General features: G+C 61.9%; 14 protein-coding genes, 2 tRNA genes and 1 pseudogene. 7 read left to right on the plus strand and 10 right to left on the minus strand.

Translation table 11 applies throughout. The features are described 5' to 3' along the window. Positions 1-36: 36 nt before the first annotated feature. A complete protein-coding gene (locus AAXE93_RS00415) occupies positions 37-1,764 on the minus strand; it encodes an NFACT family protein (RefSeq protein ID WP_390127212.1) in 1,728 nt (575 codons plus the stop codon). Positions 1,765-1,802: 38 nt separating this feature from the next. Between AAXE93_RS00415 and gmk the strand changes: the two genes are divergently transcribed. Continuing rightward, a complete protein-coding gene (gene gmk, locus AAXE93_RS00420) occupies positions 1,803-2,360 on the plus strand; it encodes a guanylate kinase (protein ID WP_390127214.1) in 558 nt (185 codons plus the stop codon). A gap of 113 nt (positions 2,361-2,473) precedes the next feature. Here gmk and psaJ read toward each other — a convergent pair whose 3' ends face one another. Both psaJ and AAXE93_RS00430 read right to left on the minus strand, forming a co-directional pair. Further along, positions 2,474-2,590 (minus strand): photosystem I reaction center subunit IX, encoded by a 117-nt coding sequence (gene psaJ, locus AAXE93_RS00425; protein WP_006850741.1) that lies wholly within the window; start codon positions 2,588-2,590, stop codon positions 2,474-2,476. Between the two features lie 32 nt (positions 2,591-2,622). Continuing rightward, positions 2,623-3,099, minus strand: coding sequence for a Photosystem I reaction center subunit III (locus AAXE93_RS00430; RefSeq protein ID WP_114988265.1), 477 nt, complete (start codon positions 3,097-3,099; stop codon positions 2,623-2,625). Between the two features lie 77 nt (positions 3,100-3,176). Between AAXE93_RS00430 and tsaD the strand changes: the two genes are divergently transcribed. Next, entirely contained in the window at positions 3,177-4,250 is a 1,074-nt protein-coding gene (gene tsaD / locus AAXE93_RS00435; protein ID WP_390127217.1) for a tRNA (adenosine(37)-N6)-threonylcarbamoyltransferase complex transferase subunit TsaD, read from the plus strand. A gap of 41 nt (positions 4,251-4,291) precedes the next feature. Next, the gene (locus AAXE93_RS00440; protein WP_115010387.1) at positions 4,292-4,468 is read left to right on the plus strand and encodes a chlorophyll a/b-binding protein; all 177 of its coding nucleotides are present in this window, start codon (positions 4,292-4,294) and stop codon (positions 4,466-4,468) included. On the opposite strand, the pseudogene AAXE93_RS00445 reads toward AAXE93_RS00440, so the two are convergent. Then, positions 4,469-5,655, minus strand: a pseudogene (locus tag AAXE93_RS00445) (type IV pilus twitching motility protein PilT). A gap of 97 nt (positions 5,656-5,752) precedes the next feature. On the opposite strand from AAXE93_RS00445, the gene wecB reads away from it, so the two are divergent. The 4 genes from wecB to AAXE93_RS00465 are packed head-to-tail and all read left to right on the plus strand — an operon-like array spanning position 5,753 to position 8,936. Beyond that, entirely contained in the window at positions 5,753-6,865 is a 1,113-nt protein-coding gene (gene wecB, locus AAXE93_RS00450) for a non-hydrolyzing UDP-N-acetylglucosamine 2-epimerase (protein ID WP_390127219.1), read from the plus strand. Beyond that, positions 6,834-7,436, plus strand: a complete 603-nt coding sequence (locus tag AAXE93_RS00455; RefSeq protein ID WP_390127221.1) for a DUF1643 domain-containing protein — start codon at positions 6,834-6,836, stop codon at positions 7,434-7,436. Before wecB ends, AAXE93_RS00455 begins: the two co-directional genes overlap by 32 nt. Next, on the plus strand, positions 7,436-7,681 hold the full coding sequence (locus AAXE93_RS00460) for a hypothetical protein (RefSeq protein ID WP_390127222.1): 246 nt from the start codon (positions 7,436-7,438) through the stop codon (positions 7,679-7,681). Before AAXE93_RS00455 ends, AAXE93_RS00460 begins: the two co-directional genes overlap by 1 nt. Then, positions 7,671-8,936, plus strand: coding sequence for a cation:proton antiporter (locus AAXE93_RS00465; protein WP_390127224.1), 1,266 nt, complete (start codon positions 7,671-7,673; stop codon positions 8,934-8,936). Before AAXE93_RS00460 ends, AAXE93_RS00465 begins: the two co-directional genes overlap by 11 nt. Here AAXE93_RS00465 and gltX read toward each other — a convergent pair. The 6 genes from gltX to AAXE93_RS00495 form a co-directional block, all read right to left on the minus strand. Then, a complete protein-coding gene (gene gltX / locus AAXE93_RS00470) occupies positions 8,880-10,313 on the minus strand; it encodes a glutamate--tRNA ligase (protein WP_390127226.1) in 1,434 nt (477 codons plus the stop codon). The genes AAXE93_RS00465 and gltX overlap by 57 nt on opposite strands. 21 nt (positions 10,314-10,334) lie before the next feature. Beyond that, a tRNA-Asp gene (locus AAXE93_RS00475) sits at positions 10,335-10,408 on the minus strand. 217 nt (positions 10,409-10,625) lie between these two features. After that, positions 10,626-10,814 carry a hyperconserved protein Hcp gene (locus AAXE93_RS00480; protein WP_006043540.1) on the minus strand — a complete coding sequence of 63 codons (189 nt, stop codon included), beginning with the start codon at positions 10,812-10,814 and terminating at the stop codon, positions 10,626-10,628. A 37-nt stretch (positions 10,815-10,851) separates the two neighbouring features. Beyond that, a tRNA-Trp gene (locus tag AAXE93_RS00485) sits at positions 10,852-10,924 on the minus strand. Between the two features lie 60 nt (positions 10,925-10,984). Further along, positions 10,985-11,458 carry a 50S ribosomal protein L19 gene (gene rplS / locus AAXE93_RS00490; protein ID WP_390127232.1) on the minus strand — a complete coding sequence of 158 codons (474 nt, stop codon included), beginning with the start codon at positions 11,456-11,458 and terminating at the stop codon, positions 10,985-10,987. Between the two features lie 25 nt (positions 11,459-11,483). Then, positions 11,484-11,771, minus strand: a complete 288-nt coding sequence (locus AAXE93_RS00495; RefSeq protein WP_115081696.1) for a PepSY domain-containing protein — start codon at positions 11,769-11,771, stop codon at positions 11,484-11,486. Positions 11,772-11,786 lie beyond the last annotated feature (15 nt).

Below are 11,786 nucleotides of genomic sequence, written 5' to 3' on the forward strand. Positions count from 1 at the left end.
GCTCAGACACGGACGCAGGACGGGCGGCGCAACAGGTCAGCCCGAATGTGGGCTCAGGCTAGGGGCAAGCAGCCGCTCTTCCGCGCCCTGGGGATCCCCCCAGCGGATTTCAGCTTGTCCATGGCGCACGGTGCCCGGGCCGGCACCGGGAATGCGCTGCAGCTGATCGGTGGGCACCATCACCACCGCCACTCGCGTGTTGCCCCGCGCGCGGCTGAAATAGGCCGCCAGATCCGTTGCCATCGCCAGGTCGGATTCCTCAGCCAGCCCGTTGGAGCTCTTCAACACCACGTGACTGCCTGGGCATTCCTGGGCGTGAAACCAGAGGTCACCACTGCGGGCCTGGCGCAGCGAGATCCAGTCGTTCTGGCGGTGATTCCGCCCCACCTGCACCTTGAGACCTCCGGGAGTGTTCAGTTCCAGCGGCTTGGGCTGGTCCCGTTGACGCTGCTGTCGCGTGCTGCGACGGCGTTCCTTGGGCTGCAACAGCTCATCGAGTTCCTCCCGCAGATCATTCAGGGCGGCGAGGCGTGCCGGGCCGTCCTGCCAGGTGGCACTCAGTTGATCTTCGATGAAGGTTTCGCTCGCGCTGATCAGCTCAAGCCGTTGCTGATGGTGCTCCAGCCGCTGCTCAAGGATCGGGCGCGATCTCCGCAGTTTTTTGGCCCTGCGATAGAGCGACTGGGCTTCATCGACCTGGTCGCGGCTTGGGTTTCCGAGGCAGAGGAGAGCGTCCGCCTGGCGTTGAAGAGCCTCGTGCCCTTCGGTGGCCTTCAGGCGCTGGTGTTGGTCCTGCTGAGCTGCCTGTTCTTTGCTGCGCCAACGCTCCAGGCGTTGACGCAGATCTTGGCTGACCCGTGCCAGGGCCCGTTGCTCTTGGGATTGCTGGTGCAGGGATCCCAGGGTGAGCGCCAGAGCGGACTGTGGCTGCACTTCACCCTGGGGAGCTCCCCAGACCCGGTAACGACCGTCGTTCTCCACCACCAGGGCGAACTGCTCACGCTCGAGCTGGTCCAACCAGAGCGACCAGCGTTCAAACAAGTGGCACCAGTGGCGTGCATCCAGGCTGTCCACCGGGGTGTTCAGATGGTCGCCGGCGAGCTGTAGAGCAAGGGCTGGGCTGATCCCCTGATAGGTCTGCTGGAGGGCCTTGCGAAGGGCGATCGGAACGAGAGAGAGCCGCTCCTTCCAGCGTTCAAAGCCCTCCGTTGGATCCGGTGCCAACCCCTGCAGCATCGGGGGTGGGCTGTAGCAATCACCGGTGGAGAGAGGGCGCACGCGGGACTGATGGTCCCGGACCTGTCGCCCCAGGGCAATGATCCGGCGCTGCTCATCCAGCAGCAGCAGGTTGCTGTGCCGTCCCATCAGCTCCAGCACGAGCACCCGCTGGATCGGTTCCCCAGGGCGTTGGGCAAACCGGAATTCCACCACCCGTTCAAAACCGCTCTGGTGGAGCTCCACCAGAGCCAGCTGGCGGAGGCTGTGTTGCAACTGTTGGGCGAAGGTGCTGCCGCTGCCGCTGCGCGGGGGAGGGTTGACCTCCACCAGCCGAGGGGCCTCGGCTTGCCAGCTCAGTTCCAGCCACACCATCCCCTTGAGGCTGCGGCATCCCAGTTGAATCGTTGCCGGGTCCGGTTGTTGAGCCTTCTCGAAGCGGCTGGGCACCAGCTTTGGGCGCAGATCCCAGAGCACCGCGCGCAGCGTGGTGAGATCCATTGGCTGCAGGCTGGTGGAGGCGATCACCTGGAGCACCGGGTGGGGCATTGGGGCTTCCTACTCTGCTGACCCACGCAGACGCCGCGATGTCCACCAGTGGAAAGCTCACCTTGATCACCGGCCCCAGTGGAGTCGGCAAGGGAACGCTGGTGAACCAGCTGCTGGAACGGCACCCCCAGATCTGGCTGTCGGTGTCGGCCACCACCCGTTCTCCGCGCCAGGGGGAGCAGAACGGCATCAACTACTTCTTCCACAGCCGTGCGGGGTTTGAGGCCTTGGTGGAGCAGGGAGGTTTTCTCGAGTGGGCGGAATTCGCGGGGAATTGCTACGGCACCCCCCGAGGTCCTGTGGAAGAACAGATGGCGGCGGGGCGCCCCGTGCTTCTGGAGATTGAGTTGGAAGGTTCCCGCCAGGTGCGTCGCAGTTTTCCGGACGGTTTTCAGATTTTTCTGGCTCCCCCCAGCTTTGAAGAATTGGAGCGCCGGATCCGTGGGCGCGGAACCGATGCGGAGGATGCCATTCAGCGCCGCTTGACTCGCGCTCGCGAGGAACTCGAGGCCCAACAGGAATTCGATGCTGTCGTGATCAATGACGAGCTCGAATCAGCGTTGAACCAGGTGGAGACGCTGATGGGTCTGGGATAAAGCAGAGCTGCTTTTTGCAACGCTGATCGTTGCAACCCTGACTTTCGCAACGGGGGCAGGCACAAAAAAAGGGAACCCGAAGGTTCCCTTGCCTCTTGAAAATCAACCCAGATTTACATCGGGTGGAAGAGAAGATCGGGGAAGAAGCGGTTCCACTCGATCAGGATTCCTGCGGTGGCGGTGAACCAAATGGCTGCAACCACTGGAGCTGCGGTCAGAAACTTGTTCATTGTTGAGGGAGCAATGGTTGAAGTCGTTTAAATCAGCGTGGTGAAACAGTCACCTTGCTGTCGTCTTCGAGCAGCTTGCCGCTGGTGAATTCACCGAAGGCAGCCAGAGGCCAGGTGGCAGCAGCCAGAAGGCTCTTGATGGCGATGCTGCGATCGATGAAGATTTCGTATTGGGCAGCATTCTTGCCGCGAGTTGCTTTCAGGTACTCACGACCGGCCCAGCCGATGCAGCCGGCGACGTACAGGAACATGATCCCGGGATACACAAAATCACCGGCGTGGCTCCAGCGGCCATCGACGATCAGGTGAGGAAGGCCATCCTCACCACAGGAGGCCTGGCTGTACATCTCGAAGCGAGCTTTGGCCTGAGGCGTGGTGGCAGCGGCAGCACGCTGCTGGAAGCGGGCGCTTTCTGAGCAGGGGGTGAGGCCAGCCACATCCGCCTTGGCGACGGGGGCGAAGCCGAACACCAGGAGTGCTGAAAGCACGACGGCGAAGAGACGACGCATCGGAACAATTCCTCTGAACGGTGCCCCGAAAGGGCAAGATGTCACAAGTCGGACAGTAGGGGAGGCGCATCGCTTCGATGCATGCAGTGCTTGCCCTCGAAACAAGTTGTGACGAGTCCGCTGCAGCGGTCCTGCGCCGTCACGGGGATGGGCGAATTGACGTTCTGGCGTCGCGGATTGCATCTCAGGTTGAAGAGCATGCCCGTTGGGGTGGTGTTGTGCCCGAAATCGCTTCGCGCCGCCACGTTGAGGCCCTGCCGGGGTTGGTGGAGGCCGTTGTTGACGAAGCGGGTGTCGCTCTGGGGCAGCTGGATGCCATCGCGGCCACGATCACTCCAGGTCTGGCCGGGGCTCTGATGGTGGCCTCGGTGACGGGTCGCACCCTTGCTGCGCTGCATCAGCGCCCCTTTCTCGGCGTCCATCACCTGGAGGGCCATCTGGCTTCGGTGATGCTTGGAGATGCCCCACCGCAGGCTCCTTATCTGGTGTTGCTTGTGAGCGGGGGCCACACGGAGCTGATCCTGGTGGCTTACGACGGCGGGATGACGCGGCTCGGCCGAAGCCACGACGATGCCGCTGGAGAAGCTTTCGACAAGGTGGCCCGCCTGCTTGGTCTGGGATACCCCGGAGGCCCTGCCATCCAGGCTGTAGCCGAAACGGGTGATGCAACGCGCTTTCGCCTGCCCAAGGGGCGGATTTCATTGCCGGGCGGCGGTTTTCACCCCTACGACTTTTCCTTCAGTGGTCTGAAGACCGCCATGCTCCGCACTGTGGAAACTTTGCGGCAAAACCCTGATCCGCTGCCTCTTGCCGACCTGGCGGCCAGTTTTGAACAGGTGGTGGCCGATGTTTTGGTGCAGCGCAGTCTTCGCTGTGCTGAAGACCATGGTGTTCAGCAACTGGTGATGGTTGGGGGCGTCGCAGCGAACCGTCGCTTGCGCCAGAGCATGCTCGAACAGGGGAAGCAGCGGGGCATAACGGTCTCCATCGCTCCGCTGGCCTTCTGCACCGACAACGCCGCCATGATCGGAGCCGCGGCCTTGCTGCGTCTGGGCCAGAACACGGAATGCACGTCTCTTGAATCCGGGGTTGCAGCCCGCTGGCCCTTGGATCAGGCCAATGCGCTTTACACACCAGACCCACCTTTTTAGGAAGCCTTTAGGCTTGAAGGGCGCTGCTCGGTCTCTGCGTCGTGGACCAACCGGAAACCAGGTCAGATGCTCCGGAACCCGTGGAGGCTGATGAGCTGAACGCCTGGAAGCGTGGCTTCACTCCACAGGCCGAAATCTGGAACGGCCGTCTGGCGATGATCGGCCTCTCCGCAGGGATAGCTGTTGTTCTTTTGGTGCGTGTGTTCAGCGGTGGCTGATCAGCTTCGGCCCCGCAGGGCATGAGCCAGCTCGTTGGGTTTGAGGCTGACGGCAACCGCTTGATCACCGTCAATGCGACCCGACTCCACCAGGGCCAGCAGCGATTGAATGGTGGTCACCATCCCATCGAATCCGCTGCGCTCCATGATCTCCTCCACCTCATCGAGCGCCCCCCGCTGGATGTAGTCCTTGCAGGCGTCGGTGTTGATCAGAATGTCGTGATACGCCGTCCGTTTTGCATCTGTTGTCTTGATCAAGCCCTGGGCGATCACCCCTAGCAACGACTCGGACAACGAACGGCGAACACTCTCCTGCTCTCTTCAGGCGGATACATGCCGAGAACCCGTTCCACGGTCTTCACCGCTGAATTGGTGTGCAGCGTTCCGAACACCAGGTGGCCGGTCTGGGCCGCTTCCAGGGCCGTGGAAAGGGTTTCCTGATCCCGGATTTCGCCCACCAGAATCACATCGGGGTCTTCCCGCTGAGCAGCCCTTAGGGCGTTGTGGAATCTGAGAGTGTGCAACCCCACTTGCCGGTGCCGGATGAGGGACTTGCGGCTCTCGTGCACGAACTCGACGGGATCCTCGATCGTTAGGATGTGGCGCGCCTCGTTGCGGTTGATCCAATCGATCATGGCCGCCAAGGTTGTGCTTTTGCCGGACCCTGTCGGTCCGGTCACCAGGATCAGTCCCTTCGGACGGGCCGCGAGGCTCTCCAGCACGCAGGGGAGATTCAGCTGCTCCATGGTGAGGATCGTCTGCGGAATTAGGCGCAGCACCATCGCCGGCCCCCGCAGTGAATCCATCAGGTTGATGCGCACGCGCACGAAGGTGAAGGCATGGGAGCCGTCAAATTCCTTGTCGCGGTTGAAGCCATCGATCTGCTGTGGCGTCAGGATTTCCTGGAGCCATCCCTGAAAGACCTCGGCGCGGGTGACCGGCCAATCCGTGCCCTGCATGTCTCCCCGGGCCCGGTAGCGCGGCACTTTCCCAACCCCCAGGTGGACATCGGAATGGCCGGCATCATGGGCGATGCGCACGATCTCTTCGAGGCTTGGAGAGCCATCTGCAGCGGATCGGGGTGCCGGGTTGTGACCCTCCCGAAGTCCTTCTGGGCTACGGGATGCGGTTGGGCGCGGCGCGAAGCTGGGGGGGAAACCGGCTGAGCCACGTTGATGGCAAGGGATCTGTTTTCAGGATCGTCTCGATGCTGGAACTGGCAAGGATTTCTCGCTGTTCTCTCCGGGTTAACGCCCGTAAACTCCAGCGGTCCGTCTGGATGGAATGGCTGAACAGCCCCGCGTCACGCTCGTTCTGGGAACGCGTCCGGAGGCGATCAAGCTGGCTCCGGTCATCCGGACGTTCCAAGCCTGTGATGCATTGCAGACCCGTGTCGTCCTGACCGGTCAGCACCGCGAAATGGTGGGCCAGGTGATGGATCTGTTCAATCTCCAGGCGGATCAGGATCTCAATCTGATGGCACCCCGTCAGACCCTGACCCATGTCACCTGTGCTGCGCTGCAGGGGCTGCGGGAAGACTTTCAGGCTTACCCCCCGCAGTTGGTTCTGGTGCAGGGCGACACCACCACGGCGTTTGCCGCTGGTTTGGCTGCGTTTTACGAGCAGATCCCGGTTGGTCATGTGGAGGCCGGCCTGCGCACTGACAATCTTCTGGATCCCTTCCCGGAAGAAGCCAACCGTCGGCTCCTTTCCCAGATCGCAACCCTTCATTTCGCGCCGACGCTCAAGGCCGAATCCAACCTGAAAGCATCCGGGGTGGTCGGGGAGATCGCCGTGACCGGCAACACCGTGATCGATGCCTTGTTGTTGATGGCGGAATCAGCCCCGGATGTTCAGTTTGATGGCCTCAACTGGGATCAACAGAGGGTGATCCTCGCCACGGTGCATCGCCGTGAAAACTGGGGTGAGCGGCTGCACGACATCGCTGCAGGAATGCTGCAGGTGCTTGAGCGCTACCCCGACACGGCGCTTCTGCTGCCGATGCACCGCAACCCGACGGTGCGTGAACCGCTGCAGTCCCTGCTTGGGAGCCATCCCCGTGTCGTTCTGACCGAACCTCTGGACTACGACCGTCTCGTTGCAGCGATGAAAGGTTGCTGCCTGTTGCTCACCGATTCCGGTGGTCTCCAGGAGGAGGCCCCTGCGCTCGGCAAACCCGTGCTGGTTCTGCGGCGAACCACAGAGCGGCCGGAGGCCGTTGATGCGGGCACCGCCCGGCTGGTGGGCACCGATCCCGATGTGATCCTGGAGGAGACCTCGCGGCTGCTTGGGGATGCCACGGCCTATCAAGAGATGTCCCGCGCCGTTAACCCCTTCGGCGATGGTCACGCCAGCGAACGCATCCTTGAACGCTGTCGGCGAAAGCTCGGGGTCTGAAGCGTCCCTCAGCAGCGATGGCTGTTACCGCTGGTGGCTGCGGCGCTGCCTGGGTGCCGGCGAAGGGTGCCTCCTTTTCGTGGGTCTGAATCCCTCGAGAGCTGATGGCCAGCGTGATGATCCGACCCTGCGCCGTTTGATCGGCTTCGCCAGGCAATGGGGATATCGGGAGTTGCTGGTGCTGAATCTGTTCGCCCGGATGTCGCCGTCTCCGGCGGCGCTGCTGCGGGTGAAGGACCCCATCGGTGAGCAGAACGACGCGATCTTGAACCGCTGGTTCAACCACTGGTCCCGAACATCTGGGGTTGATCTCTGGTGTGGATGGGGGGCGAATGGGGCGCGATGGGACCGGGCTCAGCTGGTTCTTGGAACCATTCAGCGTTTGCTGCCGCACCGCCGACGCTCCGTTCCCGACTCGCCGCATCCTCTGATGCTGGGACAGACGGCCTCGGGGCAACCGCGCCATCCGCTTTATGCCCCGCGTAACGCCTGTCTTCGCCCTCTTCTCTGGGCAGACCCGGAACCGATCCGTCATCCTGTGGGGACCGTGATGGATGTCTTTCCGCGCTGATGTCCCGTACGCCCCGCCGCTACGCCGTCCATCTCCACCTTGTGGGAGGGCAAACCGAACGGGTGTTTTTTCCGAAACTCGAGACCTTCCAGGAGTGGTACCAAGGGGTGGTTAATGCCGAGAACCAGGGCGGTTTCGTCAACGTTCCCCTCAGTGATCTGGAGGGCGAGTATCTGGTCGTACGCCCCCAAGCGGTGATCGGCTTGCGCGTGGAACCTCAGTTCTCCTCTGTCGATGACGCCTGAGCGTCTGGGCCTCCTCTGGGGCGTCACGGTTTCCTCGGGCGCTGCAGCCCGTTTTCTGGCGGCCAAGTCGGAATTTCCTGGGGTGGTGTTGCTGCTCTTGTCGGGGCTGCTGATCGGTCGCTCGGGTCTGGGTTGGGTGGAACCCCTTGATCTCGGCTCCGGGCTTGGAACCGTGGTGGGTCTTCTTGTCAGCCTGGTGCTGTTCGATGGCGGACTGAATCTGCGTCTGCCTGGAGACACGATCAAGGCCACGGTGCAGCGCATCGCAGCCCTGCGTCTGTTGATCTCCCTGGGAGGCGGTCTGTTGGCGGCCCATTGGCTTGCGGGCCTCAGCTGGTCGCTTGCGGCTGTGTTCAGTGCCATCGTGCTGGCCACGGGGCCAACGGTGGTCACACCCCTGGTGCGTCAAATTCGGCTCGCACCTCCTCTGGGCGAAGTCCTGGAGGCTGAGGGACTGGTGCTTGAGCCGATTGGCGCCGTTTTAGCCCTGCTGCTGTTGGAGCTTGTTCTTGGCAACCTGCATGGCTGGCGGGAGGTGATGCTCGGCCTGCTGTATCGATTGGGCGGTGGTGTGCTGATTGGCGCGAGCGTCGGCTGGCTGCTGTCAGAACTGCTGCGACGGCTCAAACCCGATCAGTTGAAGGGGCTCCCGCTTCAGCTCAGTCTGGGTTTGCTGTTTCTGATGTATGGCGTCAGTGAGTGGCTTCTGCCGGAATCCGCCCTGCCTGCTTCGGTGGCGGCGGGCATCGTTGTCGGTCGACGTCCAGGCCCCCACACCGCTGAATTGGATGGTTTGATTCAGGAACTGGCGCAGTTGGCGATCACGATGCTGTTTCCGCTGCTGGCTGCTGACGTCTCCTGGGCTGAACTCAGTCCGCTGGGTTGGGGCGGCATCCTCTGTGTGCTGTCGTTGATGCTCGTGGTGCGTCCGATCGGCGTAGGTCTGGCCACCATCGGGTTGCCCTACGAGCTTGAACAACGGCTATTCCTGGGTTGGCTCGCTCCGCGAGGCATCGTCACCGCAGCGGTGGCCTCTCTCTTCGCGATTCGCTTGGAGCAGGCCGGCATCCTGGGGGCAGGACGCCTTCAGGGGTTGGTGTTCCTCACCATCCTGATGACCGTTGGTCTTCAGGGCCTCACGGCTCAGCCGTTGGCTCAGGCTCTTGGCCTAGTCAAAGCTGAGGATGACGAGCCTGCCTCAGCCGAGGCAGCGGCGCAGACGCGGCAGGTCCTCACCGATTCGGGCCAGCAATGACCAGGTGGTGATCAGATCGGGGCCTTGAAGACGCCCCAGCAGAGCGGCGCGCAGTGACTTCATCACAACCCCTTTCTTCACACCGGCTGCTTTGGCGGCATCCCCTAGCCAAGCCTTGGCTTGATCCACCTCGCTGCCGTCCCAAGGGTTGTTCTCGAGTCGCTGAAGCAGGTCCGCAATGGCCGCTTTGGCTCCTTCGATCGAGAGTTGCTCGAGCGCATCGTCTTGGAGTTCCGGACGATCAAAGAACGATTCCGCCTGATCGACGCCATCGTTGAGCAGGGTGAGGGATGGCCCCAGCAAGGCGCAGAGGTCCAGGCACCAGCTCTTGTCGCTAGGAGCGGTCCAACCCCGTTCGGTCCAAAGCGGCGTCAGTTCCTCCAGAAGATGGTCCGCTGTCCAGCCGTGCAGAACCTGGGCATTCAGCCAGTTGAGCTTGTCCCAGTCGAAACGCGCCCCGGCTTTATTGACACGGTCGAAACCAAAAACGGCTGCGGCTTCACGCAAGCTGAACCGTTCCTCCATGCCCTCCGGTACGGACCACCCCAACAAGGTCATGTAGTTGGCGATGGCGTCAGGGGTGTAACCCATGGCGCGGAAGTCGTTGATGGAGGTCACCCCATCCCGCTTTGAGAGCTTGCGTCCCTCGGCATTGAGGATGAGAGGAGCGTGGGCAAAGGTCGGCAAGGGCAGGCCCAGCGCTTCGTAGAGGAGCAGTTGCTTGGCGGTGTTGGCAATGTGATCTTCACCGCGGATCACATGGGTGATGTCCATCGCGGCGTCATCCACCACCACAACAAGGTTGTAGAGGGGGTCGCCGATTTGATCCGCCGGGGCGCGACGGGCAATCACCATGTCTCCGCCAAGGTCTGAGCCTCGCCAGCTCATGGCACCACGCACCAGATCATTCCAGCGAATTTCGGCAGCGTCATCGATGCGAAAGCGAATCACCGCTTCACGGCCTTCTGCCTGAAACGCCTGCTCTTGCTCAGGGGTCAGAGACCTGTGGCGGTTGTCGTAGCGCGGCGCTTGATTGGCCGCTTTCTGCGCATCGCGCATGGCCGTGAGTTCCGTTTCGCTGGCGTAGCAGCGGTAGGCCAATCCCCGATCGAGCAGGGTCTGTATGGCATCACGGTGCTGACCCACCCGTTCGCTCTGGATGACGGGTTCCTCGTCCCAATTGATCCCTAGCCACTGCAAGCCTTCGAGAATGTTCTGGGTGTACTCGGGCTTGGACCGCTCCTTGTCGGTGTCTTCAATGCGCAGCACGAACGCGCCTTGCTCGTGCTTGGCGTAGAGCCAATTGAAAACAGCGGTTCGCGCCGTTCCAATATGGAGCGTGCCCGTCGGGCTGGGGGCCAATCGAACGCGCACCATCGTGGCTCTTGGTGGTGAGAACGGGACCGACGGGATTCGAACCCGCAACTTCCGCCGTGACAGGGCGGTGCTCTAACCGGTTGAACTACGGTCCCAGATTTGATTCAGAACTCGCGAGACGCGCTCCGAAGAATCTGATCTGTGTCGCTTGCGCGACCTGATAAGTATCAACTGTCGCCCTGCCCTCCGTCAACAACTGAGCCATGGATCAGCCTGGTTTTGTCATCCGGGCGCCGCCATAGAAAAAATCCCGACGACAAAGTCGCCGGGACATGAGGGAAGACATCGGCTCAACGCCGAACGACCAACGATTCAAGGACGGAATCCTGCAGGTTCGATGAGCCGAACCTGATTGCCGCGGGCTGTGAATTCACGCCCTTGATCACTCTGAACGACCACACGGCCGCCGGACTTGACGCGTATCACTCGGGCACGGACCCAGCCGAGGGCGGCTGACTCCAACACCTTCACAACATCACCAGGTTGAAGATCCAACTCCATGCTCAGAACCGGGAAACTGCACGAGGGGAACATCGGACGCGCCGTGGAGGACTCGAACCCCCGACATCAGGTTTTGGAGACCTGCGTTCTACCAACTGAACTAACGGCGCAAGGCGATGTACCCCTCAGCCAACGTTGAAGTTGGCAACTGATTGAACGAGGTCGAAACCTCAGCGATCGAAGCGCTGCTTCACGCGGGTGGCCTTGCCCACCCGTTCCCGCAGATAGAAAAGCTTCGCCCTGCGCACTTTACCGCGCCGTTCCACCTTGATGGAAGCCACCTGGGGGCTGTGCAGCATGAACACCCGCTCAACGCCGATGCCCTGGAAAATCCGGCGCACGGTGATGGTCTGGTTGAGGCCACCATGGCGCTTGGAGATCACCACACCTTCGTAGGGCTGAACACGCTCCTTGTTGCCCTCGCTGATGCGAACACCAACGCGCACGGTGTCGCCCACATAGATCTCAGGGAGATCATCCTTCTGCTGAGACGACTCAAAGGAGCGAATCAGAGCTTCAGGGCTCAGTTTCTTGGCAGGGGCACCGGAAGCTTTGCTGGCCTTCGCCGCTGCCTCAGGTGCTGTTTCCACAGCCGTTTCGGTGTTGTCGTCGGTCACCGCTGTGTCCTTCGAATCGGCTGCCATCCCAGCTCCGCGTTGAATCGCCAAACTATGAGTGTACCTTTCGACGCCATCGCTCCATCAGGAGCCCCATGCCTGTGATCAGCATCCACAGCAGGCCGATGGCGTTGAGAAGAACGACGACCGGTTCCAGGGTGGAACCAAGCCATTCACCCTCGTGCACGACCATTAACCAGTGAACCTGGTCTCGGCTGGCTCCGAACCAGTCCCGGGCCAGGCGATAACTGACACCGGAGAACACCGTCACCAGCAATGGCGCCAGAACGAAGGGTGCAACGCTTCGATGCAGTTCCCGCAAGCGCGCAAGCAGCGACATGACCGGCATCAATTC

Source organism: Synechococcus sp. HIMB2401 (assembly GCF_042883245.1).
Taxonomy (GTDB): Bacteria; Cyanobacteriota; Cyanobacteriia; order PCC-6307; family Cyanobiaceae; genus Parasynechococcus.